The sequence below is a fragment of the Bradyrhizobium tropiciagri genome, from assembly GCF_018130505.1.
GTDB lineage: Bacteria > Pseudomonadota > Alphaproteobacteria > Rhizobiales > Xanthobacteraceae > Bradyrhizobium > Bradyrhizobium tropiciagri_B.
The window spans coordinates 154,827-181,128 of sequence record NZ_JAFCKH010000002.1 but is presented as its reverse complement, the minus strand read 5'-3'; the positions used below and the strand labels follow the sequence as shown (position 1 = coordinate 181,128).

Below are 26,302 nucleotides of genomic sequence, written 5' to 3'. Positions count from 1 at the left end.
GGTCGGGGAGTACAGACATTAGCCTTCACCTGATGCTGATAGCGCGACGGTGAGACTTGGGTTCGCGGTGACGTGCCACTGCCGTCATTCCGAGGTCTCGCCGATGTTTTGCTTCCCTCTAACCCCGCCGCGCCGCGCGCTTCTGCTGGCGACCACGATGCTCGCGCCGGCGATCCTCGCCAGTGGCGCGCATGCACAGCAGGTGGCCGCCGCCGGCGAGCTGCCGCCGATCGAGGTGGCCAAGCCGAGCGACCAGAACGTCACCCGCGCTAGGCCCGCCGTCAACGAGGTCCCCGCATCACGCCGTCCGGCGCCGGGCACCACGCAGAGCGACAGCACGGCCAGCGGGACCGGCGCCGGCGCGCCATCGTCAGGCGCTGGATCAGGCGCCGGCGGGACTGGGGCCGGCGGCCGGCAATTCGCCGGCATCGTCGGCACCTCCTCGACCGTGATCACGGCCGATGACATCGCCCATTCGCCAACGCAGTCGCTGCCGGAGATCCTGGCGCAGGTGCCGGGCGTGCAGCTGCAATCGCTCTATGGCGGGCCGAACGGCGCCAAGAGCTCGGTCGACCTGCGCGGCTTCGGCGCATTCGCCACCGACAATACGCTGTTCCTGCTCAACGGCCGCCGCCTCAACGACGTCGACAAGGCCGGCTTCGATCTCACCACGATCCCGCTCGACTCGATCGAGCGCATCGAGATCATCCGCGGCAACAGCGGCGCCGTGCTCTACGGCGACAATGCGGTGGGCGGCGTGATCAACATCATCACCAAGACCGGTGTCGGCGGCCCGCCGGCCAAGATCCGTGCCGAAGGCGGCTACGGCTCGTTCAACACGCAGACGGCCGCAGTCTCCGCCGCGTTCAATTCCGGGCCGTGGTCGACCTCGTTCTACGGCAACGGCATCAAGTCCGACGGCTACCGCGTCAACAATGCGCTCGACCAGCGCAACGGCGTCGGCAACATCAACTACACCACGCCTGATTTCACCGCGTTCCTCACCGTCACCGGCAGCGACCAGAAGCTCGGTTTTCCCGGCGGGCGGCTGGTCGATCCATCGATCGGCCTCAACGAACTGGCCACCGACCGCAGGGGCGCCGCGACGCCGTTCGATTACGGCAACCAGCATACCGCCAGCGTCACCACCGGCTTCACCAAGACCTTGATGAACGGCGTCGACCTGATCGTCGACGGCGGCTGGCGGCAGCGCGACACCCAGAGCGCGTTCTTCGGCACCGTGCCGACCATCAGCTTCGCCTCGACCTACAACGATGCCGCGCTGGACACCTGGTCGATCACCCCGCGCCTCAGCGTCAAGAACATCATGCTCGGCATGCCGTCGACCATCCTGACCGGCATCGACTATTACGATTCGACGTTCCGCCAGGCGCGCGGCGCATTCCAGGGCGTCGACCCCTATCACATCTACAACATCGAGCAGCAGACCGCGGCCGGCTACTGGCAGCACACCATCGGCGTGCTGCCGACGACCGACTTTTCGTACGGCGCGCGGGTGCAGAACACCCGCGTCTCGGCGCGCGACCGCTACGACCCCAATGCACCGTTCGCCTTCGACGCGCAGGCGGCGCCGCTCGACAGCGACGAGACGCAATACGCCCTGCATCTCGGTCTCGAGCACCGTCTCACCGACGCATTTTCGGTGTTCGGCCGCGCGGCGCGCGCGTTTCGGACGCCCGATGTCGACGAGCGCGTCGCCTCGGGCCCGTCCTTCGATCCCTTCACCGGCATGGCGCTATCGCAGAACTTCAATCTGAAGACCCAGACCTCGGAAGACGTCGAGGCCGGCTTCCGCGTCAAGACCAACCTGTTCCAGCTACAGACCAGCGCCTATCTCATGGATCTGCAGAATGAGATCCATTTCCTTCCCTCGCTGTTCTACAACGTCAATCTCGATCCGACCCGGCGCTACGGCTCGGAGACCACCGCCTCGCTCCGGGTCAGCGACACCGTGACCTTGCGCGGCGGCATGGCCTACACCCGCGCCGTATTCCGCGAGGGCGCCTTCGCCGGCAACGATGTGCCGCTGGTGTCGCGCACGACAGGCAGTCTCGGCGTCACCTGGAATATCCTGCAGAACTATCTCGTGCTCGACGCCACGCTGCGCGCCTGGAGCTCGCGCATCATGGACAACGACCAGGCCAACACTCAGAGCCGCATTCCCGGCAACGCGACCGCCGATCTCAAGCTCAGCGGGCAATACGACCGCTTCTTCTGGTCGGTCAGCGCCAACAATCTGTTCAACGCGCTGTACTACGATTACGCCATCGCAAGCTCGTTCACGGCGGGCCGTTTCTCGGCCTATCCCTTGCCCGGCCGCACCTACATGGTGCGGGCCGGTGCGACGTTCTGAGCCAGGCGGCGCGGCGTAATCGGTAGCGCCGCGCCGCCCGTTCACATTACAAGCGGCCGCGGCTGGGATAGAATTGGGCCAGTGATTTCACCCAGGCAGGGGAAACGCATGGGCAAGGCCGGAAAGAAAAAGGTCGGCGCCGAGGCCGAAGACAAGCCGAAGACGCCGCCACCACCCTCGCCGCCGCCGGACGACGAGTATTACGAGGACGGCGACATGGCGACGCCGAAAGTCGACCGCTACGGCAATGACGACGAGCCGTTGTAGGCGGCATATCAATCCGTCGTCCTGGCGAAAGCCAGGACCCATTACCACAGGCTTGAGTCGTCGGCGCGAGCTGTGGCCCCAGCGGCGCGCAAGCCATTGGTGGTTATGGGTCCAGCGTTGCGCAACAATGACCGTTGGTGGTTATGGGTCCCGGCCTTCGCCGGGACGACGCATTGAAATATCTCGCAAGAAATCCTCGCTCTCGATCGCCGCGATGCTCGCGCGATCGAGCAAATGCGCACCGAAGCCGCCGCGCGCCAGCGACGTGGCGATCGCGGGCGAGACCAGCAGCAGCGCGGCCGTGATCGCCAACGGCACGGCGCCCGGCCAATCGTGCTGCACCGGCGTCAGCTCCTCCGTGCTGTCCCGATAGAGGCCATCGCCCCCGGCGATGCGGCCGCATTCGCGGATGAGCTCGCGCCTTGTGCCGTCGCGCGACGCGCTGCCGAGCAGGGCCTGCATCGCAAGATGCGTCCGCACGCCGGCACGGCCCTCGGCGAGCGGTACCGGCGTCTCACCCAATGACACGCACAACAGGAGGTCGACGAGATCGATGCTTGCGACATAGCCGTTCATCGGCTCGACCAGCCGCGGATTGCAGTCGATCAAAAGTGGCGTCGTGCTGTCGAGCGGCATGATGACGTCGACCGACAGCGCGCCGTGCCAGTTTAGATGCGCGCCGATCGTCTCGATCGCGGAGCGGATCGCCGGCCGGCCGACGCTTTCCTTGATCGCCTCACCGCCGCCGACGCCGGCCGCGACCTGGCGGTAGGCATGGAAGCCGGCCAGCGTGCCGCGGCAGAACACCGACTGGGCCTTCTCGACCGTGCCGGTGATGAGGTCCTGCACCAGCACCTCGCCGGCAAAGTCGCCGGCGGACTCAAGCTCGTTGAGCGCGAGATCGAGGTCGCTCCCATCGCGCACGAACCAGATGCCGCGGCTGGCGGTGCCGATCGAGGTCTTGACCACCGACGGAAACCGCATGGCACCACGCAGCTCGTCCGCCGAGGTCACGATCCGGGTCGGCGGCTGCGGCAGGTTGAGCTGGTCGAGCAGCCGGCTGAAGCCGGCCTTGCTGTGCACCATGCGGTAGGCGGCGAAATCCGGCAGCGCGAGGCCGGCGCCGCCCTGCAGACGCTGCCCGGCGCGCGCGAACAGAAAGCCCTGTTCGTGGGTCGGCAGCAGCACGTCGAAATGCTGGGATGCCATCAACCGCTCGATGAAGTGCAGGAAGCCGGCCGGATCGGTGCGCAGCGGCGGACAATGGTGGAATTTGCGGACAAAACGCGAATAGCGCGAAAGGCACCAGCGCGAGGGATCGCAGACCTCGACGTGATGGCCGGCCAGCCCCAGGATCGTGACCGCCTCGCGGCCGGAGGTGCTGGACCCCTCAGGCATCAGCACTCGGAGCGGCTTTCTGGCTGCGATCATGGCCGATCATCGCCGCGCGGGACGGCTTTGTCGCCTCTTTTGAATGCCGCATGTGTCAATCCGGCACCCCCGCCGGGGGCAGCCATGCAGCGGCGTTCATGGACAATTATCGGACAGCCTCTATTTTCGGCGCCCGGAAAACGAGGTTTGCTCAAGATATGGTCGACGTTCTGGCTGCACCGCAACAAATGAAGGCCGACAGTGCGCCGCGCACGCTGTTCGGGATTTCGGTCGCGCATTGGGTCAGCCATTTCCACATTTTCGTGCTGCCGATGCTGTTCCCGTTCCTCAAGGCACAGCTCGGCGTCGGCTATGTCGAGCTCGGCTTCGCGCTGACCGTGTTCGCGGTGGTCTCGGCGCTGACCCAGGCGCCGATCGGCTACCTCGCCGACCATATCGGCGCGCGCAAGATCCTCCTGATCGGGCTCACCGTCGGCGGCTGCGCGCTGATCGGGCTCGGCCTGCATCTGAGCTACACCTCGCTGATCGTCTGCGCCGTGCTGCTCGGCCTCGCCAACAGCGTCTATCACCCGGCTGACTACGCCATCCTCTCGGCACACATGGACGAGGCGCGGATGGGCCGCGCCTTCTCGATCCACACCTTCGCCGGCTTCCTCGGTGGCGCGGTGGCGCCTGCGATCATGGCGGCGCTGGTGGCCGGGATCGGCGGCCTCGGCGCGCTCATCGTGGCCGGCGCGATCGGCCCGCTGGTCGCGCTGTTCCTGATCGTGCTCGGCATTCCCGATGCCGGCGCCAACAAAGGCAAAGCCAAGGGCGACAACGCGCCGAAGGCCAGCGTGATCACGCCGGCGCTGATGGCGCTGACGCTGTTCTTTACGCTGCTCGGCCTGTCGACCTCGGGCATCAACAATTTCGGCGTGGTCGCGCTGATGAGCGGCTACGGCGCGTCGTTCTCGACCGCCAACATCGCGCTGACCGCGTTCCTCGGCTCCAGCGCCGCGGGCGTGCTCGCCGGCGGCTATCTGGCCGACTGGACCCATCGTCACAGCCAGGTCGCCGCGGCGTGCTTCGCCATCAATACTGCGCTCGTCCTAATGATCGCGCTGGTCACCCTGCCGCCGGTGGCGCTGACGCTGGCGATGGGGCTCGCCGGGTTCCTCGGCGGCGTGATCGCGCCGTCGCGCGACATGATGGTTCGCAACGCGGCACCGCCCGGCGCCGCGGGCCGTGCCTTCGGCATCGTCTCCACCGGCTTCAACTTCAGCGGTATCGTGAGCCCATTGCTGTTCGGCTGGATCATGGACCAGCACATGCCGTACTGGGTGTTCGGCGCCTCCGCGGTGTTCATGGTGCTGACGGTGCTGCTGGCGCTGGTGACGGAACGCAAACCGCCGGCTCGCGTTCCCGCGGCGGCCTAAAGCGCGATGAGATTGGGTTGAATCGTCATCGCGCTTTTAGCTCCTTGTTTGAGCATGATCTTTTCGGAAAACCGCTTCGCACTTTTCCGGATCATGCTCTAACCCACCAGACGAGAAACGCGTTTCTCCACGCGAAACAAGAATCAGGCGCATTCCAGAGCTTCACCCGTGGCGGTTGACAGCATCCGGGGGTCACCCATGATGCGGCAACAAAACAGCCACGGGATGGAATGCCATGACTTCGACCCCAGACCTCGTGATCCGCGGCGGCAGCATTGCCGACGGCAAGGGCGGCGACCTCTATGAAGCCGACGTCGCCATCACCGGCGGCAAGATCACCGAAGTCGGCAAAGTCACGGCAAAGGGCAAGGAAGAGATCGACGCCAAGGGCAAGCTGGTGGCGCCCGGCTTCGTCGACGTCCACACCCATTACGACGGCCAGGTGACCTGGAGCCAGGACATCACGCCGTCGTCGCAGAACGGCGTCACCACCGCGATCATGGGCAATTGCGGCGTCGGCTTCGCGCCGTGCCGGCCGAGCGATCACGTCAGGCTGATCCAGCTGATGGAAGGCGTCGAGGACATTCCGGAGCCGGTGCTGAGCGCCGGCATTCCCTGGGAATGGGAAAGCTTCCCCGACTACATGAACTGGCTCTCGAAGCGCAGCTTCGACATGGATATCGGCGCGCAGCTGCCGCATGCCGCGCTGCGCGTCTATGTGATGGGCGAGCGCGGCGCGCGCCGCGATCCCGCCACGGCCGAGGACAACAAGGCGATGGCGGCGCTCGCCGGCGATGCGGTCCGCGCCGGCGCGCTCGGCTTCTCGACCTCGCGCACGCTCAATCACCGCACCTCGACCGGCGACTACACGCCGACGCTCAAGGCCGGCGAAGACGAGCTGACCGCGATCGCCGGCGCGATGCACGGCGTCGGCCGCAGCGTGCTGCAATTCGTGCTCGACCAGAGCACCGTGCACGAAGACCTGCCGATGATGCTGCGGGTCGCCGAGAACACCAAATGCCCGATCTCTTTCTCGGTGGCGCAGGCCGACAAGGCGCCGCGGCGCTGGCGGCAGACCATGGACACCATCAACGAGGCGGCCGCACGCGGCCTGTCGATCACGACCCAGATCGCTGCGCGTCCGGTCGGGCTGCTGCTCGGGCTGGAATTGTCGCGCAACCCGTTCCAGACCCATCCGAGCTATCGCGCGATCGCCCACCTGCCGCTAGCCGAGCGGCTGACTCAGTTGCGCCGGCCCGAGGTGCGCGCCGCGATCCTGAGCGAAACCGCGACGGCGACCGACGATCCGCTGTTCTTCCGGCCGAATTACGACAAGATGTACCTGCTCGGTAATCCGCCGGACTATGAGCAGCCGCCGGAGAACGCGCTCGGCCCGCAGGCGCTCCGCCAGGGCCGGCAGCCGGAAGAGCTCGCCTATGACGCGATGCTGACCGACGAGGGCCGCGGCATGCTCTATGTGCCGTTCCTGAATTACGCCGACGGCAATCTCGATGCCGTGCATGAGATGCTGCGCGAGCCGAGTGCCGTGCCGGGCCTCTCGGATGGCGGCGCGCATTGCGGCATCATCTGCGATGCCAGCTTCCCGACCTACCTGCTGACGCACTGGACGCGCGACCGCACCCGCGGCGACAAGCTGTCGATCCCGTTCGTGATCGCGGCGCAGTCGCGCAAGACCGCGCTGTCGGTCGGCCTGACTGATCGCGGCGTGATCGCGCCGGGCTTCAAGGCCGACGTCAACGTGATCGACTACGACCGCCTGCACCTGCATCCGCCGAAGGTGCATTACGATCTCCCGGTCGGCGGCCGTCGCCTGCTGCAGCAGGTCGACGGCTACGACGCGACGATCGTCTCCGGCGTGGTGACGCAGCGCGGCGGCAAGGCCACCGGCTCGCGGCCGGGCCGCCTCGTGCGCGGCGCGCAGGGCCTGCAGTCGACGTTCGGCGCGGCAGCGAGCTAGCCACCGTAGCAACGGCGCCCGGATAGCGCTTCGCTTCGTCCGGGCTACCGGCTCACCAGATACGGTTTTCGAACCACGCAAATCGTGGTCGGCGCTCCGCAAAGAATGCGTAAGGTGTCGCCGCGTATCGCCGATGGCGTGCGTGCTTTCGAGGCTGCCTCGCTTCTCTCATCCTGGGGCCGGGCGGCCTTCGCCGCTCGACGTCGACCTGCATTTGGGCGAAGGCATCTCGGTTGCGAGTTGCGGACGAGATTTCATTGTTCTCAGTGAGGACGGTCACAGGCAACTCGGCCACGCGTTCCGGAATGATCGTCGGAAGGGTGGTGTCGTAGACAATCAAGTCAGGCAGTTTCTCGAGCGAGAGGATGCGGATGGCTGGACGAACGGCACTCGGACGCTCCGCGACTGACAATTTCGGTAGATTGGCGTCAAGGAGAAACAGGAGCGCGAGCAGCGCGCCGCCGACATACATGAAGTATCGCGCCAGTGGCATGGATCGCTCCATCAGCCATTCTGCTCACCGCCGGCCAGGCCGGCGATGAGCAGGCATTTCCCGATCCGCCGCCAAGACGAGGCTCAAGCATCGCGCGATGCATGGGCCCGATTTTCTTGCGTTGCTTTCTGCTGAAGCGCAGCGCAAATCCGCGTGGGGTCAAGCAGCTATCAATCTGCGAGACCGCCCCGACATGCGCTGGTTGGCATCAAAGTCTCACGCGGAGAGCACGTCGCCTTTGACATGGGTCAAGCCTTCGCAGCGATGTCGCGCGCTTCGAACAGAACGCCAATGATTGATCAGGTCGACGACCTTGTCCGGGCCTATGCATTCTGTGCCATCGCAAATTTGCTGGCGAGCTTCCCGTCGTAGGCGCATAATGCGCGCGGAGCATCGCTATGCGGACATCGGTAGCCATCATAGGGTGCCGGTTGAACGGGACGCCCGGCAACGACCCGGCGGTCCTGATGCTCTACACGTCTCCACCCTATCAGTTGTAATGGCCGACGGATTTCTTCCAACGGCTTTGCTGACGCGTACTTTGCTTGTCGCTTTGATTTTTTTTGACATGAACCAATGGGGCGATCAACTCTGGAGATTAGACATGACGCAGAGAATTCTCAGGAATTCTGCCATCGCGATCTCGACGGTGGCCTGTGCGGTGCTGTTCTCAGTCACGTGGTCTGAGCAGGGCGGCGTTTCTGCTTCGGTCGAAGGCGCTCAAGCCCGGGTCGGCCGGCCATTGACACCCGTCAGTGTCGCGGGAGTGGCGCGGCGGCAGAGCCGCCGTGCTGCGTACGGTTACGGTTACGGCGCGGGTGTCGTCGGCACGGCCGCGGCGGTCACCGCCGGCGCAGTCGCTGCCGCCGCAAGTCCCGCCTATGGTTGGGGAAACAACACGTGGACCGACTCATACGCGGCCCAGAACGATCCCCAATTCGGTCAGCCGCACTATCCGCTCAGGGCTTACTACGCCAACGGTCCTTACTATGGCTACAACGGATGGAGCGACTATCAGACCCGCAACGGCCTCAAGTGCGTGCCGGGCACGATGACGAAGCTCGATGACGGCCAAATGTATCTCTGTCAGTAGCGACGCCAATCCTACGGCGACACGCCGGAGGGCGGCTCATAGGGCCGCCCTCTCTGCTTTTCGGCCCCGACGACGCTACGCGTATTTCGGCTGCGTTACCGCCTGTCCGGTCAGCCGGGCGCGTTCGGTGTTCGGCCACAGCAGCAGCAGGCCGAGGATGCCGGATACGACCATGATCGCGGCGTTGATGGTGAAGCCTGACAAATAGCCCTCCATCGGCGTGGCCGCCTTCTGGATCACGTTGCCCATCACCATCGGCGCCAGGATGCCGGAGATGGTGTACAGCGCGCCGTAGATCGCGATCACGGCGCCGCGCTGCGACACCGGCGTGAACTCGCCGAGCATCGGCGGACAGACCACGTAGATCGAGCCGCACAGGCCCGAGCCGATCACCAGCAGCGCGATCATCAGCCCGCCAGGCGGAACGTACGGCAGCATCGCGAGGATGCAGCCGCCGACGATCAGCGGCGCCGCGCCGAGCACGCCGCGCGCACCGCGCGTGGTGAAGCCGCGCGCCAGCATCAGCTGCGAGATCCAGCCCGTCAGCAGCACGATGGTCGCGCCGAAGACCCACGGCAGGATCGAGATGAAGCCGGCTCGCTGCTGGGTAAAGCCGAGCCCTTCGATGATGAAGGAGGTGAACCAGGTGAGGCCGAGCGACAACGCCCAATAGGCGCCGAAGGTCGCGACCACGCAACCGATGAACGTGCGCGACGTCAGCAGCTTCCAATACGGAATCCGCGGCTCGTCGGCGGCAACCGCTGCGGTCGAGACCAGTGGGCCCTCCTTGCCCAGCGCGAACCAGGCGACCGCCCAGAGCAGGCCGACGATGCCGAGCGCGCCGAAGGCATGATGCCAGCTGTGATTGACGATGATCCAGTTCAGCGCCGGCACCGCGAGGATCACGCCGAACGCCGAGCCTTGCGACAGGATCGCGGTCGGCAGCGTGCGCTTCTCGTCAGGAAACCATTTGTAGATGGCGTGCGCCGCCACCGAGAATGCCGGCCCCTCGCCGGCGCCGAGGATGATGCGGCACACCACCAGCGTCGCGAAGCTGACGCTGCCGATCATCGGAAACTGCGCCAGCGACCAGATCACCGCCAGCACCAGCAGCACCCAGCGCGTCGCGACGCGGTTGACGATGAAGCCGACCACGATCGCCGAAATCGAGAACAACAGGAAGAACGACGAGCCGAGGTCGCCGAACTGCTCTTGGCTGAGGCCCATGTCCTTCTTGATCGGCACGCCGGCGAGCCCGACCACGATCTTGTCCGCAAAATTCACCACCATGAACAGGAACAGCAGGAAGGTGATGGTCCAGGCGCCCCTCGGCGTATCCTTGGGCGTCGGTTGCGTCGTCATGGTCTCGCTCCCCGTCATATCTTTATTCGGCTTCGTAAAATCGGCCCTGCGGCGATGCTAGCCACGGCTTGCCGGGCAGCGCAACTGCGCATTTCCGCCGCTGTGTCGGCCGGGCGACACAGGGCAGGCCGCCTGTCGCGGGCGTCCGCGGCCGATCACGATCGCGTCGTCACGCGATCCGAGCGATGATCTGTCATGGCCGCGCTGCTATGCTCGGAGGCCATCAAAGCCCGGGGTTATTCATGACGAGATCGATCCTTCGCGCGGCTGTCAGCACCGCATTCGCGGCTGCCGCGCTGCTCATCGCACAAGGCGTCCGCGCAGAGGACGCAGCAAGTCCCGACCACGCGGCGATCGTCGCCGCACCCGACCGCAGCGATGCGGATCGCCAGGTCGACCAGCGCCGCCAGCCGGCCAAGATGCTGGCCTTTGCCGGCGTCAAGCCAGGCATGACCATCCTCGACATGGCGGCGAGCGCCGGCTACAGCACCGAGCTCCTGGCGCGCAGCGTCGGCCCCTCGGGCAAGATCTATGCACAGGACTCGGCCGCGGTGATCGAGCGCTTCGTGAAGGACCGCTTCGACACCCGCGCCCAGAAGCCGGCGATGAAGAACGTCACCCATGTGGTGCGCAACTACGACGATCCGATCCCGCCCGAGGTCGCCAACCTCGACATGATCACCTTCTTCTTTTTCTATCACGACATCACCTACATGGAGGTCGATCGCGCCGCGATGAACAAGAAGATGTTCGCCGCGCTGAAGCCCGGCGGCTTCCTGATCATCGCCGACCATTCGGCCAAGGCCGGCGACGGCGTCAGCGTCGCCAAGACCCTGCACCGGATCGAGGAGAGCACCCTGAAGCAGGAGATCGAGGCCGCCGGCTTCAAGCTTGTGGCGGAGGCCGATTTCCTGCACCATCCGGAAGACCCGAGGGACATGCCGGTGTTCAAGGCACCGGTGCCGATCAACGAATTTGTCCTGAAATACCAGAAGCCGCAGTGAGGCACGGCCATCGCTTCGCCCGACCCGACCACCGTACTCAGCGTCACCGGACTGACCAAGAGCTATCGCTCGGCGAGCGAGACCGTGGCCGTGCTGCGCGGCGTCGACCTTACCGTCGGCGCCAGCGAGAGTGTCGCGCTGACCGGGGAGTCCGGGAGCGGCAAGAGCACGCTGCTGCATCTGATCGCAGGGCTGGATGCGGCCGATAGCGGCGAGATCAGGCTCGCCGACACGTTGGTATCCAAGCTCAGCGATGCCGGCCGCGCCGAGTTGCGCCGCGACCGGCTCGGCCTCGTATTCCAGCAGTTCAACCTGATCCCGAGTCTGTCGGTCGCCGACAATCTCGTCTTCCAGTCGCGCATCGCCGGCCGCCACGATGCGGGCTGGCATGAGGAGCTGGTCGAGCGGCTCGGGCTGAAGAATCTCCTCAAGCGCTATCCCGAGCAATTATCCGGCGGCCAGCAGCAGCGCGTTGCGATCGGCCGCGCGCTGGCGCCAAAACCGCTGCTGCTGCTGGCGGACGAGCCGACCGGCAATCTCGACGAGGACACCGCCGACGAGGTGCTGCGGCTGGCGCGTGATCTCGTGACGCGCACCGGCTGCGGCTTCCTGATGGTCACCCATAGCGCGCGGCTGGCTGCGACGCTTGACCGGCAGGTCAACCTGCATGCCGGGGTGGTGGCGTGAGACGCGTGTTGTGGATCCTCGCCGTGCTGCTCAGCCATTGGCGGCGGCATCCGATGCAGCTCGCGACGCTGCTGATCGGATTGATCTCGGCGACTGCGCTGTGGAGCGGCGTGCAGGCGCTGAACCAGCAGGCTCGCAACGCCTATGACCGCGCCGCCGCGACCTTCGGCGGCTCGCGCACCGCCATGCTGGTGGGCAAGGACAGCGCGGCCTTTCCGCAAAAGCTGTTCGTCGATTTGCGCCGCGCCGGCTGGCCAGTGTCGCCGATGCTGGAGGGCCGCATCCAGATCGACGGGCGCAGTGTTCGCCTGCTCGGTGTCGAGCCGGTGACGCTGCCGTCCGAGGTCGGCAACGCGCCGGCGGTTGCGCGCGGCAACTTGCTGGCCTTCGTCACCCCGCCCGGCGAGATGCTGGTGGCGCCGGAGACGCTGCGCGATCTCGATCTCAAGGAAGGTGCAAGGCCGCAGGCGAACGGCATCACGCTGCCGCCGCTGCGCGCGCAGCGCGAACTGACGCCCGGCGTGCTGGTTGTCGATATCGGCATCGCACAGCAAATCCTGAAGCAGCCCGATCAGGTCTCGCGGCTGCTGATCGGCAAATCGAAGGCGCCGCGTGCCGCGCTCGAAAGCGTGGCGGGTGACAGGCTACGCCTGGTCGAGCCGAGCGCGGAAACCGATCTCGAACGCCTCACTGACAGTTTCCATCTCAACCTCACCGCGTTCGGCCTGCTGTCGTTCTTCGTCGGGCTGTTCATCGTCAACTCCGCGATCGGGCTCGCCTTCGAGCAGCGCTTGCCGATGCTTCGCACGCTGCGCGCGTGCGGCGTCTCGGCGCGGATGCTCAATACGGTGCTCGTCATCGAGCTGGTGTCGCTGGCGCTGGTCGCCGGCCTGATCGGTCTCGTCTGCGGCTACTTCATCGCTGCGGCGCTATTGCCCGATGTCGCGGCATCCTTGCGCGGGCTCTATGGCGCGCAAATTCCAGGGGAGCTTTCGCTCAAGCCGATCTGGTGGCTCGCCGGCATCGCCATCAGCATTTTGGGCGCGCTCGCCGCCGCGGCCGCGAGTCTCGCAAAGGCGATCCGGATGCCGATCCTGGCGACGGCACAGCCGCAGGCCTGGCAGCAGGAGCAGCGGCGCTGGCTGATGCTGCAGACCGCGGCGGCGCTGGCGGTGTTCGCGGTCGCTGCCGGTCTCGTGCAATTCGGCGATTCCCTGATCGCAGGCTTTGCCGTGCTCGCCGCGCTGATGCTCGGCGCGGCGCTGATCCTGCCGATGGTGCTGCAGATCGCACTCGCGCTCGGCCAGCGCAGTGCGCGCAAGCCGGTCGGCCTCTGGTTCTGGGCCGACAGCCGGCAGCAACTGTCCGGCCTGTCGCTGGCGCTGATGGCGCTGCTGCTCGCGCTGGCCGTCAATGTCGGCGTCGGCACCATGGTGGAGAGCTTCAGCCGCACCTTCCTGGTCTGGCTCGACGGACGGCTCGCCGCCGATGTCTATCTCAGCGCCGCCAGCGATACGCAGGCCAAAGAGATCAGGGATTGGCTGCGCGATCGCCCGGAGGTTCAGGCGGTCCTGCCTGGCGGCCGCGCCGACAGCCAGCTCGGCGGCGCGCCGATCGAGGTGCTCGGCCTGCCCGACCATGCCACCTATCGCGACAACTGGCCGCTGCTCGACAGCGCGGCGAATGCGTGGGTGCGGCTGCGCCCCGGCGACACCTGCTTCGTCAGCGAGCAGCTGTCGCGCCGCATGAAGCTTGCGGTCGGCGATCGGATCGAGGTGCCCGCGCCCGGCGGCAGCTGGCCGCTCGAGATCGTCGGCGTCTACGCGGATTACGGCAACCCCAAGGGCCAGATCGCGGTCAACTTCGCGGCGCTGACGCGGCGCTTCCCGCAGGCGCCGTTGAACCGGATGGGGCTGCGCGTCGCGCCGGACAAGACCGCGCCGCTGATCGCAGCGCTGCAGCAGACATTCGCGCTCGACGACCGAAACGTCGCCGATCAGGCGACGATGAAGACGGAATCGAAGCGGATCTTCAACCGCACCTTCTCGGTGACCGCGGCGCTCAACACCTTCACGCTTGGCGTTGCCGGCATTGCGCTATTGACCAGCCTGCTGACGCTCGCCAATTCGCGGCTGCCGCAGCTGGCGCCGCTGTGGGCGATCGGCCTGACGCGGCGGCGGCTCGCCGCGCTCGAACTGCTGAAGACCATGGCCGTCGCACTGATCACCGCGCTGTTCGCGCTGCCGCTCGGCCTGCTGGTGGCGTGGTGCCTGCTTGCGATCGTCAACGTGAAAGCATTCGGCTGGCGGCTGCCGTTCCACGTCTTCCCGCTGCAGCTGATCGAGCTGCTGGCGGTTGCGCTGCTCGCAGCGCTCTGTGCGGCGGCCCTCCCGGTCGCTAGACTGGCGCGCATGCAGCCGGCCAGCCTGATCCGGATCTTTGTCAATGAACGCTAGACTCACGCGCCGCGCTTTCGCCGGCGGCGCGATGGCGCTTGCGCTGGGCGGCAAGACGTTCGCGCAGGGCTTTGCCGGGCTCGGCGAGACCGCGGATGGATTCGCGGCGGTGACGCCGGGCCGGACGTTCGCCTTCCCCGCCGATCACGGCCCGCATCCGGAGTTCCGGATCGAATGGTGGTACGTCACCGCGAACCTCTCCGACGCTGGCGGCGCGATGTATGGCGCGCAGTGGACGCTGTTCCGCCAGGCGATGAAGGCCGGCCCGCAAGGCGAAGGCTGGGCCAGCCAGCAGGTCTGGATGGGCCACGCGGCGGTGACCAGCGCGACGGTGCATCGCGTCGGTGAGACGCTGGCGCGCGGCGGCATCGGTCAGGCCAATGTCGAGGCGGCGCCGTTTCACGCCTGGATCGACGCCTGGGAAATGCGCGGGCTCGACGGCTTCGACGCGCAGACCGTCGCGCCGCTGGAGCTGAAGGCCGCGGCGGCCGATTTCAGCTACGCGCTGCGGCTCGAGGCCGGCCGTCCGCTGATGCTGCAGGGCGACCACGGCTACAGCCGCAAGTCGGATCGCGGACAGGCCTCCTACTACTACAGCCAGCCGTTCTTCACGGCGTCCGGGCGCCTCGTCATCGACGGCAAGCCTATCGAGGTCACCGGCCATGCCTGGATGGACCGCGAATGGAGCAGCCAGCCGCTGGCCTCAGACCAGACCGGCTGGGACTGGTTCTCGCTGCATCTGCCCGGCGACGAGAAGCTGATGCTGTACCGGCTGAGGCAAAAGGACGGCCGCGAGAACCTGTTCGGGAACTGGATCACGCCGGACGGCCGCTCAGCCGAGATTGCGGCCAGCGGCAACAGCATCACGCCCTTGGCGACCACCGAGATCGACGACCGCAAGCTGCCGACTTCATGGCGCGTCAGCCTTCCCGCACGCGGCCTTGCCATCGAGACCACGCCGCTGAACCCGAAGAGCTGGATGGGAACCGGCTTTCCCTATTGGGAAGGCCCGATCCGCTTCGCGGGCAGCCACGCCGGGATCGGCTATCTGGAGATGATCGGGTACTAGGGCGTTTTCCAGCGAAGCGAAAAAATCGTCCCGCATGTCACACCGGCAGCTGCCGCTCCGTCATGGTATGGGACCAACAGAACAAGAGGAAACGCCCGCCATGTACCCCTACACGACGATCGTCACCTGCCTTGCCGTCGCGCTTTACTTCTTCTTTGCGCTCCAGGTCGCCCGCGCCCGCGCGCGCTACGGCGTCAAGCTGCCGGCGATCACCGGGAATGCGGATTTCGAGCGCATCTACCGGATCCAGGTCAACGCGGTGGAATGGGCGCCGATCTTCCTGCCGTCGCTGTGGCTGTGTGCGATCTATCTCGGCGACGCCGTGGCCGCCCTCATCGGTGCAGTTGGTGTGATCGGCCGCATCGTCTACTTCCTCGGCTATCGCGAGGCGGTTCCGAAGCGCACGCCGGGCTTCGCGATCCAGGCGCTGGCGTGCACCGTGCTGTGGATCGGCGCGCTCGGCGGCGCGGCGTGGCGGCTGGTGCACGGCTGACACCACACACTCCGCCGTCGTCCTGGCTTTCGCCAGGACGACACCATCAGCAGCCCCGCGTCACTTCGTCAGCGGGCAGCCGCTTTCCTTCGCCGTGAAGAACGCCTGGTCGCCGGGCACCACGGCGAGCTGCTTGTAGTAGTCCCAGGGCTTCTTCGATTCCGAGGGCTTCTTGACCTCGAACAGGTACATGTCGTGCACCATGCGGCCGTTCGCCAGCACCTTGCCCTTGGCGAACGCGTCGTCGACCGGCAGCTCCTTCAGCTTCTTGGCGACGGCATCGGAGTCCTTGGTGCCGGCGGCCTTCACGGCCTTCAGATAGCTCAGCGTCGACGAATAGGTGCCGGCATGGATCATGCTCGGCATCCGTCCGGTGCGCTTGAAGAAGCGCTCGGAGAAGGCGCGGCTCTGGTCATCATGGTCCCAGTAGAAGCCTTCGGTCAGCACCAGGCCCTGCGCCGCGTCGAGCCCGAGGCCGTGCACTTCGGCGAGCGTCATCAGCAGGCCGGCGAGCTTCTGGCCGCCGCGCACGATGCCGAATTCGGCCGCCTGCTTGATCGAGTTGGTGGTGTCCTGGCCGGCATTGGCGAGGCCGATGACCTTCGCCTTCGAGCTCTGCGCCTGCAGCAGGAAGGACGAGAAGTCCGACGAGTTCAGGGGAACGCGGACCGAGCCGATCACCTTGCCGCCGGCATGGGTGACGATCTCGCTGGTGTCCTTTTCCAGCGCGTAGCCGAACGCGTAGTCGGCGGTCAGGAAGAACCAGCTGTCGCCGCCCGCCTTCACCAGCGCGCCGCCGGTGCCGACCGCGAGCGCGCGGGTGTCGAACGCCCAGTGGAAGCCGTAGGGCGTGCAGGCATCGCCGGTGATGCGCGAGGTCGCGGCGCCGACGACGATATCGATCTTCTTCTTCTCGTTGGAGAGCTCCTGCACCGCCAGCGCGACCGAGGACGTGGTCAGCTCGGTGATCATGTCGACGCCGTCAGCGTCATACCAGCGGCGCGCGATCGAGGCGGCGAGATCGGGCTTGTTCTGGTGATCGGCGGTGACCAGCTCGACCTTCTGGCCGAGCACCTCGCCACCGAAATCCTCGATCGCCATCTTGGCGGCTTCGACCGAGTACTTCCCGCCGTAGTCGGCGTAGACGCCGGACTGATCGTTCAGGATGCCGATCTTGACGCCCTGGGCCGAGGCCGGAGCCGCAAGCAACAGGCTGCACGCCGCGACCGCGGCCAGAAATCCCGATTTCATTTTTGAACGCTCCCAAGCAGTTTCTATCAGGAAAAATCGGCGCGACATTATTTTATAACCCTGCGCCTGCCCACCTATTTCCGATCCGCCAATAGTATGGGCTTGAAGCCCTTTTCGATCTTTTTCGGGGCGTGGGCGCGGCGCGCTGAAGCACCTTCCGGCAGGTTAGAACCGCTTCTCGGAAAGAATCCGCGCGACGTGTTGAAGCCTCTCGACCGAGCGCTCGGTGTGGGTCAGGGCACAACAGCTGACCAGGGTGTCGATGATGGCGAGCTGAGCGACGCGGCTGCTCATCGCCTCGGGCCGGTATCGCGTTTCGTTTGCGACGGTATAGAGCAGAACGTCGCAATGAGCCGCGAGCGGCGATTTGCCGAGCCGCGTGATGCCGATCGTCCGGGCACCGGCCTCCCGCGCCAATTGGGTGGCGAGCACGGTCTCGACCGTGCTTCCGGAGTGCGACACCGTGACGGTCGTGACCGTCGGGCCGGTCATGCCGGCGCTGACGGCCTGGACATGGGAATCGACGACCGCGCTCGCCGAGAGCCCCAGCTGCAGCAACCGGTAGGAAAGGTCCTGCGCAATCGGCGCCGAACTTCCGATGCCGTAAATCTCGATTCGTTGCGCTTCGCAGAGCAAGCTCGTCGCCTTCGCCAGCGAATCCATCGACAGCAGGCGACGCGTCTCGTGCAGCGAGGCCGCGTGCGCGGCGAAGATGTGGTCCGTCACGGTCGCCGGATCATCGCCCTGATGCAGATTCTCCTGGATCATCTGCACCGGCTCGATGAGGTCTCGCGCCAGCAGGATCTTCAGTTCCTGAAAGCCGCGGACGCCGACCCGCCGGCAGAAGGAAACGATCGTGCCTTCGCTGACGTCACACGCCTCGGCAACCTCGGTGATCGACATGTGAATGAAGGACTCGGGCTGCCCGATGATCCGCGCGGCGATCTGCCCTGCTTTCGGAGGAAGATCGGATTGCAGTTCGCGAATGCGGGACAGGACGGCGTTCACGGATTGACCTGTATCGACGTTCAAGCGCTTCACCTACGTCCTCGCATACGATGCCTCAGCCCATGCGGCGGACGACCGAGAGCATAAAGCCGCATTGCCTCGGTCAATCCCGCCTGGTTCCGCCTTTGACTCAATCTGTATCCGATCCTGATCGCCGGAAAAGGGCACGGGTAGATCGCCCGTGTTACCCGTCATCGTATACACTGAAAAAATCTCATAAATAGACAGGCAAAAAATAAATTATTCACACCTGCGTCAAATCGCCTTGCTACGCCTCGTCCCGCCTGCGCGGGGCGCCAAGCCAGTGCCGCGCGATCACTCCTTCATCTCAAGAAAAGGTCGACACAGGATGACAACTCGTCGCGATTTTCTGGCGGGCGCCGCAGCGGCGGCTGCCTTCACCAGCATCAACCGGGCGCTCGCGATTCCGGCCATGCGCCGGACCGGCACCATCATGGACGTCAAGCACATCGTGATCCTGATGCAGGAGAACCGATCGTTCGACCATTATTTCGGGACGATGCGCGGCGTGCGCGGCTTCGGCGATCGCTTCCCGATTCCGCTCGCGAGCGGCAAGGACGTCTGGTTCCAGTCCGATGGGACGCGTGAAATTCCGCCCTACCGTCGCGACTCCACCACCTCCAACGCGCTGGTCGGATACGGCACGCCGCACTCATACGGCGACAGCCAGGCCGCCTGGAACCAGGGCAAGATGGGCTTCTGGCCGAAGTACAAGACCCAGTACGCGATGGGCCACTTCCAGCGCGAGGACATTCCGTTCCAGTTCGCACTGGCCGAAGCCTTCACGATCTGCGACTCCTATCACTGCTCCATCACCACCGGCACCGACCCGAACCGGATCGTGTTCTGGTCGGGCTCCAACTTCAATCCGGCGCTGCGTGCGCAGGGCATCAACTGCACGACGAACGATTCCGAGCCCAACAACAACCGCTGCTGGCCCAGCCCTTCCAAATGGGTGGCCGGCCTGGCGCAGCCCCAGCCGACCTACAAGTATGTCGGCAGCGACTTCAACTGGCCGACGCTCCCCGACCTGCTGCAGCAGGCCGGCGTCAGCTGGCACATCTATCAGGACATGAACGACAACTGGACCGGCGCGATGAACGGCTGCCTGGCGTTCTCCAGCTTCCGCCACGCCCAGCCCGGCGATCCCAACTATGTGCATGGCCTGACCGGCGGCCCGGACTACATCACCAAATTCAAAGCCGACGTGATGAGCGGCAACCTGCCTCAGGTGTCGTGGATCCTGCCAACGCAGGCCAATTCCGAGCACCCCGGCGGCGGCAGCCCCACCCGCGCCGGCAATTTCACCGACCAGGTGCTGGACGCACTGACCTCCAATCCCGAAGTCTGGAGCCAGACCGTCTTCCTGCTGACGTTCGACGAGAATGACGGCTTCTTCGATCATTTGCCGGCACCGGCGGTGCCGTCTTACGACCTCGACGGCAATCTGATGGGCAAGGCGACCATGCCGCTCGCCGGTGAGTATTTCTCCAACACCGTCGGCAACGTGTTGACCGGCACCGACACGATCAGCGGCAACGTCCGCCCCTGGGGCCTCAGCGCACGCGTGCCGATGTACGTCGTGTCGCCGTGGAGCAAGGGCGGCTGGGTCAACTCGCAGGTTTTCGACCACACCTCGGTCGGCCGTTTCCTCGAGAAGCGGTTCGGCATCAAGGTCGACTCGATCAGCCCCTGGCACCGCGCCATCTCGGGCGACCTCACCACGGCGTTCGACTTCGCGCGCCCGAACGATCCCCGCTTCCCGGATTTGCCCGACCAGAGCAACTGGCAAGCCTCGGATGCGCACCAGAAGACGCTGCCGGCGCCCACGGCTCCGGCGACACCGCAGCCGTTGTTCCAGGAAACCGGCGTGCGCTTCTCCCGCGCGCTGCCCTACATCCTGCACGCCAACGCCTATGTCGACGCCGACAAGGGCAAGGTCAGGCTGCTGTTCACCAACACCGGCTTCGAAGGCGCCGTGTTCCACGTCTACGACAAGACGCAGCTCGATCGCATTCCGAAGCGGTACACCGTCGAAGCCGGCCAGATGCTGGACGATGAATGGACTGTCGGCGCCAACGGCCTTTACGATCTCTGGGTGCTCGCCCCCAACGGCTTCCACCGTCACTTCAAGGGCAACATCAGCACGATGCTGCACAAGAACGAGCCCAACCCGGAAATCTTCGTCGGCTACAATATCCACGATGGCGGCCTGCACCTGCAGCTGCGCAACGACGGCAACGGCCACCTCACCTTCACGGTGAACTCCAACAAGATCTACGGTCCGTTGCGTGCCGTGACCGCCTCGGTTTCCGCCGCGATGCAGCCGGAGGCTCCCGGCTTCGGTCCGCATCCCGGCGTCCAGCCGGTGGGGTTCGGCCCGGTGCCCGGTTTCCGGAAGGCCCCCGACCTCTCGGCGCTCGGCTTTGGCTTCAATCCCCCGGTGTTCTTCCCCGGACCGGATTTCGGCGGCGGCCCCCGCACGTCGTGGGAAGTCAAAGTGCCTGCGTCGGGTCACCCGAGAGAGCTGTACTGGAATCTGCGCACCACCGGCCAGTGGTATGACTTCGTCATCACCAGCGACTCGGACAGCGCGTTCTACCGGCGCGTCGCCGGCCACGTCGAAACCGGCAGCGCGTCGGTGAGCGATCCCGGCATGGGCGTCGCCGACCGGTTCTAAGATCCGGGTCGGGAAAGAGTGTGAAACGAATTCCGGGGGGCGCAGGCCCCCCGGAATGATTCTGGAAAGATCCGCGCTCAGCCCGCCGCAGCCGTCGTCGTCTCGCGCGGCTTGCCCTCGTTCCTGCCTTCCGCGAGGTTGCGCACCACCATGTAGAAGATCGGCGTGAACACGAGGCCGAACAGCGTGACGCCGAGCATGCCGAAGAACACCGCTACGCCGACCGCCTGACGCATCTCCGAGCCCGAACCGCTCGACACCACCAGCGGCAGCACGCCGAGGATGAACGCGAACGAGGTCATCAGGATCGGCCGCAAGCGCAGCCGGCAGGCCTCGATGACAGCCTCGAGCCGCGATTTGCCCTCGAGCTCGATGTCGCGCGCGAACTCGACGATCAGGATCGCGTTCTTCGCGGCGAGCCCCACCAGCACCACGAAGCCGATCTGGGTCAGGATGTTGACGTCCTGCCCCATGATGCGCACGCCGATCGTCGCCGCGAACAGGCACATCGGCACGATCAGGATCACCGCGAACGGCAATGTCCAGCTGCCGTACTGCGCGGCCAGCACCAGATAGACGAACAGCACGCAGATCGGGAACACGTAGAGCCCGGCATTGCCGCCGGTCACCTGTTGGTAGGACAGGTCGGTCCATTCGAACGAGAAGCCGCTCGGCAAGGTCTGGTCGGCGAGTTGCTTGATGGTGTTCAGCGCCGTCGTCGAGCTGACGCCCGGTGCCGGCTCACCCTGCAGTTCGGAAGCTGAGTAGAGATTGTAGCGCGCGACACGGTCGGGTCCCGAGATGTCCTTGAAGTCCACGATGCTGCCGAGCATCACCATGTCGCCTGCGACGTTGCGGGTGCGCAGCCGCGAGAGATCGGGGCTGTCCTTGCGGAACGGAAGATCGGCCTGCGCGGTGACGTGATAGGTGCGGCCGAACAGGTTGAAGTCGTTGACGTAGGTCGATCCGAAATAGGTCTGGATCGTGTCGTTGATGTTGGCGATCGGCACCCCGAGCTTCTGGGCCTTGACGCGATCGATATCGACGAACAGCTGCGGCGTGTTGGCGGAATACGGCGAGAACACCGAGGTCAGGCTCGGTGACTTGCGCGCGGCTCCGACCAGTTCGTCGGTCGCGGCCGCCAGCAATTCGGGGCCGCGGCCCTGCCGGTCCTGGATACGGATGGTGAAGCCGCCGCCGGTGCCGATGCCCGGCACCGCAGGCGGCGGGATGACGATGATGAACGCGCCCTGGATCACCGACAGGCGCTTGCGCAATTCGGCCGTGATCGAGTTGGCGGTCAGTCCCTTCTTCAGCCGCGCTTCCGGATCATCGAACACCGGAAACAACGCCGCCGCATTGCCCGCCTGCGTGCGCGTCGCGCCGGAGAAGCCGGCGAAGGCCGCGACGCGAACGATGCCGGGCGTATCGAGCGCAATCCGCTCGATCTCGCGCACGACAGCCGTCGTCCGCGCCAGCGACGCGGCGCCCGGCAGCTGCGCCGAGATGATCACGTAGCCGCGGTCCTGCGCCGGGATGAAGCCCTGCGAGGTGGTGGCGAGCAGCCAACCGGCGCTGCCGATCAGCACGAGATAGATCGCGATCATTACCACCGTATGCCGGATCACGAAGTCGGCCACCGCCGCGTAGCCATGCGCGAGGCGGTCGAACACGCGGTTGAACAGCGCGGTGAACGCGCCCCAGCCGCGCGCCAGAATGTTCCAGCGCGCCGGCGGACGCTTCTCCTCGTGCGGCACCAGGATCTGCGAGGCCAGCGCCGGCGACAGCGTCAGCGAGCAGAAACAGGAGATCGCGGTCGCGACCGCAATCGTCACGGCGAATTGCTGGAAGAACTGGCCGGAGATGCCGCCGAGGAAGGCGGTCGGCACGAACACCGCGCAGAGCACCAGTGCGATCGAGACCAGCGCGCCGCCGACCTCCTCCATGGTCTTGAGCGCGGCCTCGCGCCGGCTCATGCCGTGCTCGAGATGCCGCTCGACATTCTCGACCACCACGATGGCATCGTCGACCACGATGCCGACCGCGAGCACGAGGCCGAACAGCGTCAGATTGTTGATCGAGAAGCCGAGCGCGGCCATCACCGCGAAGGTGCCGACCAGCGACACCGGGATCGCGATGATCGGAATGATCGCAGGCCGCCAGCCTTGCAGGAACACCAGCACCACGATGACGACGAGCGCCATTGCCTCGTAGATCGTCTTGATCAGCTCATGGACCGATTGGGCGATGAATTCGGTCGGGTTGTAACCGATGTTGTAGTCGAGCCCCTTCGGGAAACTGTTCTTGAGCTGCACCATCGTGTCGGAGATGTGCTTGGCGGTGGCCAGCGCGTTCGATCCCGGCCGCTGCGTCACCAACAGCGCGACCGCCGATTTGCGCAGCAGGAAACTGTTGGTCGCATAGGACAACGCGCCGAGCTCGACGCGGGCGACGTCGCGCAGCCGCACGGTACGGCCGTCGGAGCCGGCCTTCACCACGATGTCCTCGAACTGCTTGATGTCCTTGAGGCGGCCGGTGAAGACGAGGTTGGGTTGGAACGCGCGATCGGCGATCGGCGGCTCCGCGATCTGGCCGCCTGCGATCTGCAAATTCTGCGCCCGGATCGCAGCCAGTACCTCGGTCGAAGTCAGTCCGAGAGTCGCGATCCGGTCGGGGTCGAGCCACAGCCGCATCGAGTAGTCGCGCGCGCCGAACATCTGGATGTCGCCGACGCCGTCGATTCGCAGCAACTGGTCGCGGACCTGCAGCAGCGCATAGTTGGAGATATAGAGCTGGTCGAAGCTGTCGTCGGGTGACAGCATGAACACGACCATCAGGATGTCGGGCGAGTTCTTGCGGGTGACGACGCCGTTGCGCTGCACCTCTTCAGGCAGCCGCGGCTGCGCGATCGCGACGCGGTTCTGCACCAGCACCTGGGCCTTGTCGAGATCGGTGCCGAGCTTGAAGGTGACGGTGATGGTGAGCTGGCCGTTCGAGGTCGCCTGGCTGTAGAGATACAGCATGTCCTCGACGCCGTTGATCTCCTGCTCGATCGGCGCGGCGACGGTGTCGGACACGGTCTGCGCCGAGGCACCCGGATATTGCGTGGTGACGGTGACGGTCGGCGGCACCACCTGCGGATATTCCGAGACCGGCAGCGTCTGGTAGGCGATCGCGCCGACGATCAACAGCACGATCGACAGCACCATCGCCAGGATGGGCTGGTTGATGGAGAGCCTTCCCAGATTCATGGCTTCGCACCTGCCGCTGGCTTGTCGGCCGGGGCTTTGTCCCCTGCGGGAGCTTTATCCCCTGCCGGAGCCTTATCTGCTGCGGGAGCCTTATCCCCTGCGGGAGCTTGCGCCATCTTCGGCGTCACCTTGGCGCCGACGCGGGCGCGCTGCAGCCCGTCGACGATCACGTGGTCTTCCGCCTTGAGGCCCTCGCGGATCACGCGCAGGCCGTCATCGAGCGGCCCGAGCACGACCGCCCTCGCCTCAACCGTGTTGTCGTCCTTGACCACGAACACGATCTTGCGCGACTGGTCGGTGGCGATGGCAGTATCCGGGATCAGCAGCGCCTCGTAGGGCGAGGAGCCGATGATGCGGACCCGGCCGAACTGCCCGGGCAAAACCTGGAGATCCTTGTTGGGGATGACGGCGCGGCTGCGCAGCGTCGCGGTCGAGACGTCGAGGCGGTTGTCGAGGAAGTCCATCTTGCCCTCATGCGAGGGCTTGGTCTCGCCGGTCAGCGTCACTTGCACCGGGTTCGGCGTATCGCGCGAGCTCGGCCGCTTGCCTTCGAACCACAGCCGGCTGTTGCGCTGATAGGTCGCCTCGTCGACGTCGAAATAGATGTAGATCGGGTCCAGCGACACGATCGAGGTCAACAGCGTCGAGCCGCCCTCGCTGCCCTGCACGAGATTGCCCGGGGTCACCAGATGCCGGCTGACGCGGCCGGTGATCGGCGCCAGCACATGGGTGAATTCGACGTTGAGCTGGGCCGCCTTCAGCGCGCCTTCGGCCTGGGTCTCGGCGGCACGCGCCGCCTGCAAGGCCTGGCGGCGCTGGTCGACGACCTGCTCGGAGACTGCGCTGGTCTGCACGAGGTTCAGGCCGCGCTCGAGATCGCGCTTGGCGAGTTCGCCCTTGGCGCGGGCGTCAGCTAGCTGGCCTTCCGCCTGCAGCTTGACCGCCTCGAACGGGCGAGGGTCGATGATGTAGAGCAAGTCGCCGGCCTTGACGATCGCGCCGTCCTTGAACTCGACGCTGTTGACGAAGCCGCCGACACGGGCGCGGACCTGAACCTCCTCGATCGCCTCGAAGCGGCCGGTGAACTCGTCCCAGTCGGTGACCGTGCGCTTCACCGGCTGTGCGACAGTCACCGGCGGCGGTGGAGGCGCGGCCGCCTGCGATTGCGCGGCCTTGTTGTCACAGCCGCCAAGCGCCAGCGCGAGCAGCACGCCGATCGAGGCAGCGCCACGCCCTGCAAGGCGGCGAAACGAATTGCGATCCAGCCCGGCCGCCGGAGCCGGATACTCCGTTCTGTCAGTCGCACTCACTTCCGTCTCCCCAAGGACTTCGAATGTTGCAATTGAAATTGCAGTGATTCGGCAAAAGGCGGGTCGCCACAAGAACATCCCGCGGCGGACGTCACAGATGTAACCGCGCCCCAGTCTGTTCAAGATGGCCCCGGGATCAAGCAAATAGTGACGCATTCTGAAAGCCTTACGACAATGTCGCAGGAGATGTCGCGTTCGAAAGGTCAAGATGATTGGCCTATCGCGGGATCCGGCGTCCGCTCGTTTCGGCTCTAGGCAATTAGAGGGTGAGTCGAAGACACAATTTTGTCATGACGCGCCGATCGCGCACCGCGGCGTCAAAAAACGTCCGGTTGTAAAGGGGAAATCCGCGGGAAATTGCCTGGCTCTACTTCCCGCTGCATCGCGTCACGATGGTTAATGAACTGCTTGTCACACGCACACGCATTGACACTCATAAACATCGCCCATACGGTGATGGTTGCCGAAGGGTAAATTTTTTCGGCCGCCGCTTTTTTCTCGAACATTCATAGGGTTCAGTCGCGGCGTGAGTGAGTGAGGCGACTACGGTAATGGCAAGCCATTTTTATCTTGCTGATGCGATGGCTGCGCCCTCAGCGCGGACTGCTTCCGATACGGATGGCCCCATGCGATCTCCGGTCGCGGCTGATCAACCTGCAGATGTGAACGAGTTCACATCTCCGTTTTCCCAGCAA

The 26,302-nt window shown here is 65.6% G+C and carries 19 protein-coding genes; 11 read left to right on the top strand and 8 right to left on the bottom strand.

Annotated features, from left to right (window positions below):
• Window positions 1-103 precede the first annotated feature (103 nt).
• Together JQ633_RS05105 and JQ633_RS05100 are read left to right on the top strand one after the other, a co-directional pair.
• Window positions 104-2,374, top strand: coding sequence for a TonB-dependent receptor (locus JQ633_RS05105; RefSeq protein ID WP_211983097.1), 2,271 nt, complete (start codon window positions 104-106; stop codon window positions 2,372-2,374).
• Window positions 2,375-2,482: 108 nt separating this feature from the next.
• Window positions 2,483-2,641, top strand: coding sequence for a hypothetical protein (locus JQ633_RS05100; protein ID WP_211983095.1), 159 nt, complete (start codon window positions 2,483-2,485; stop codon window positions 2,639-2,641).
• Between the two features lie 141 nt (window positions 2,642-2,782).
• Here JQ633_RS05100 and JQ633_RS05095 read toward each other — a convergent pair whose 3' ends face one another.
• Window positions 2,783-4,039, bottom strand: coding sequence for a hypothetical protein (locus JQ633_RS05095; protein ID WP_249158837.1), 1,257 nt, complete (start codon window positions 4,037-4,039; stop codon window positions 2,783-2,785).
• A 191-nt stretch (window positions 4,040-4,230) separates the two neighbouring features.
• Here JQ633_RS05095 and JQ633_RS05090 point away from each other — a divergent pair, with 191 nt between their 5' ends.
• Together JQ633_RS05090 and JQ633_RS05085 are read left to right on the top strand one after the other, a co-directional pair.
• Complete coding sequence (locus JQ633_RS05090) at window positions 4,231-5,451, top strand: MFS transporter (RefSeq protein WP_211983091.1); 1,221 nt, start codon at window positions 4,231-4,233, stop codon at window positions 5,449-5,451.
• 235 nt (window positions 5,452-5,686) lie between these two features.
• On the top strand, window positions 5,687-7,429 hold the full coding sequence (locus JQ633_RS05085) for an N-acyl-D-amino-acid deacylase family protein (RefSeq protein WP_211983090.1): 1,743 nt from the start codon (window positions 5,687-5,689) through the stop codon (window positions 7,427-7,429).
• 52 nt (window positions 7,430-7,481) lie between these two features.
• Here JQ633_RS05085 and JQ633_RS05080 read toward each other — a convergent pair whose 3' ends face one another.
• Window positions 7,482-7,922: a hypothetical protein gene (locus JQ633_RS05080; RefSeq protein ID WP_211983088.1), complete on the bottom strand. Its 441-nt coding sequence runs from the start codon at window positions 7,920-7,922 to the stop codon at window positions 7,482-7,484.
• 604 nt (window positions 7,923-8,526) lie between these two features.
• Here JQ633_RS05080 and JQ633_RS35140 point away from each other — a divergent pair.
• Window positions 8,527-9,015, top strand: a complete 489-nt coding sequence (locus JQ633_RS35140) for a hypothetical protein (RefSeq protein WP_249158835.1) — start codon at window positions 8,527-8,529, stop codon at window positions 9,013-9,015.
• A 75-nt stretch (window positions 9,016-9,090) separates the two neighbouring features.
• Here the strand turns inward: JQ633_RS35140 and JQ633_RS05070 are convergent, their stop codons facing one another.
• Window positions 9,091-10,377: an MFS transporter gene (locus tag JQ633_RS05070; RefSeq protein WP_211983086.1), complete on the bottom strand. Its 1,287-nt coding sequence runs from the start codon at window positions 10,375-10,377 to the stop codon at window positions 9,091-9,093.
• Window positions 10,378-10,619: 242 nt separating this feature from the next.
• Here JQ633_RS05070 and JQ633_RS05065 point away from each other — a divergent pair, with 242 nt between their 5' ends.
• From JQ633_RS05065 to JQ633_RS05045, 5 genes are all read left to right on the top strand, one after another.
• On the top strand, window positions 10,620-11,381 hold the full coding sequence (locus JQ633_RS05065) for a class I SAM-dependent methyltransferase (protein WP_211983084.1): 762 nt from the start codon (window positions 10,620-10,622) through the stop codon (window positions 11,379-11,381).
• Window positions 11,382-11,465: 84 nt separating this feature from the next.
• On the top strand, window positions 11,466-12,068 hold the full coding sequence (locus tag JQ633_RS05060; protein ID WP_433995626.1) for an ABC transporter ATP-binding protein: 603 nt from the start codon (window positions 11,466-11,468) through the stop codon (window positions 12,066-12,068).
• Window positions 12,065-14,524, top strand: coding sequence for an ABC transporter permease (locus JQ633_RS05055; protein WP_211983082.1), 2,460 nt, complete (start codon window positions 12,065-12,067; stop codon window positions 14,522-14,524). Before JQ633_RS05060 ends, JQ633_RS05055 begins: the two co-directional genes overlap by 4 nt.
• Window positions 14,514-15,593 carry a lipocalin-like domain-containing protein gene (locus tag JQ633_RS05050; RefSeq protein WP_211983080.1) on the top strand — a complete coding sequence of 360 codons (1,080 nt, stop codon included), beginning with the start codon at window positions 14,514-14,516 and terminating at the stop codon, window positions 15,591-15,593. Before JQ633_RS05055 ends, JQ633_RS05050 begins: the two co-directional genes overlap by 11 nt.
• A gap of 100 nt (window positions 15,594-15,693) precedes the next feature.
• Window positions 15,694-16,086 carry an MAPEG family protein gene (locus JQ633_RS05045; RefSeq protein WP_211983078.1) on the top strand — a complete coding sequence of 131 codons (393 nt, stop codon included), beginning with the start codon at window positions 15,694-15,696 and terminating at the stop codon, window positions 16,084-16,086.
• A gap of 60 nt (window positions 16,087-16,146) precedes the next feature.
• Here the strand turns inward: JQ633_RS05045 and JQ633_RS05040 are convergent, their stop codons facing one another.
• Together JQ633_RS05040 and JQ633_RS05035 are read right to left on the bottom strand one after the other, a co-directional pair.
• On the bottom strand, window positions 16,147-17,337 hold the full coding sequence (locus tag JQ633_RS05040; protein WP_211983076.1) for an ABC transporter substrate-binding protein: 1,191 nt from the start codon (window positions 17,335-17,337) through the stop codon (window positions 16,147-16,149).
• 165 nt (window positions 17,338-17,502) lie between these two features.
• Window positions 17,503-18,378: a MurR/RpiR family transcriptional regulator gene (locus JQ633_RS05035; protein ID WP_349631521.1), complete on the bottom strand. Its 876-nt coding sequence runs from the start codon at window positions 18,376-18,378 to the stop codon at window positions 17,503-17,505.
• Between the two features lie 316 nt (window positions 18,379-18,694).
• On the opposite strand from JQ633_RS05035, the gene JQ633_RS05030 reads away from it, so the two are divergent.
• The gene (locus JQ633_RS05030) at window positions 18,695-21,046 is read left to right on the top strand and encodes a phosphocholine-specific phospholipase C (RefSeq protein ID WP_211983074.1); all 2,352 of its coding nucleotides are present in this window, start codon (window positions 18,695-18,697) and stop codon (window positions 21,044-21,046) included.
• A 77-nt stretch (window positions 21,047-21,123) separates the two neighbouring features.
• Here JQ633_RS05030 and JQ633_RS05025 read toward each other — a convergent pair whose 3' ends face one another.
• The 3 genes from JQ633_RS05025 to JQ633_RS05015 form a co-directional block, all read right to left on the bottom strand.
• A complete protein-coding gene (locus JQ633_RS05025) occupies window positions 21,124-24,297 on the bottom strand; it encodes an efflux RND transporter permease subunit (RefSeq protein ID WP_211983072.1) in 3,174 nt (1,057 codons plus the stop codon).
• Window positions 24,294-25,514 (bottom strand): efflux RND transporter periplasmic adaptor subunit, encoded by a 1,221-nt coding sequence (locus JQ633_RS05020; protein ID WP_349631533.1) that lies wholly within the window; start codon window positions 25,512-25,514, stop codon window positions 24,294-24,296. The genes JQ633_RS05025 and JQ633_RS05020 overlap by 4 nt, the downstream gene beginning before the upstream one ends.
• A 410-nt stretch (window positions 25,515-25,924) precedes the next feature.
• Window positions 25,925-26,113 (bottom strand): hypothetical protein, encoded by a 189-nt coding sequence (locus JQ633_RS05015; protein ID WP_211983071.1) that lies wholly within the window; start codon window positions 26,111-26,113, stop codon window positions 25,925-25,927.
• Between the last annotated feature and the right edge of the window lie 189 nt (window positions 26,114-26,302).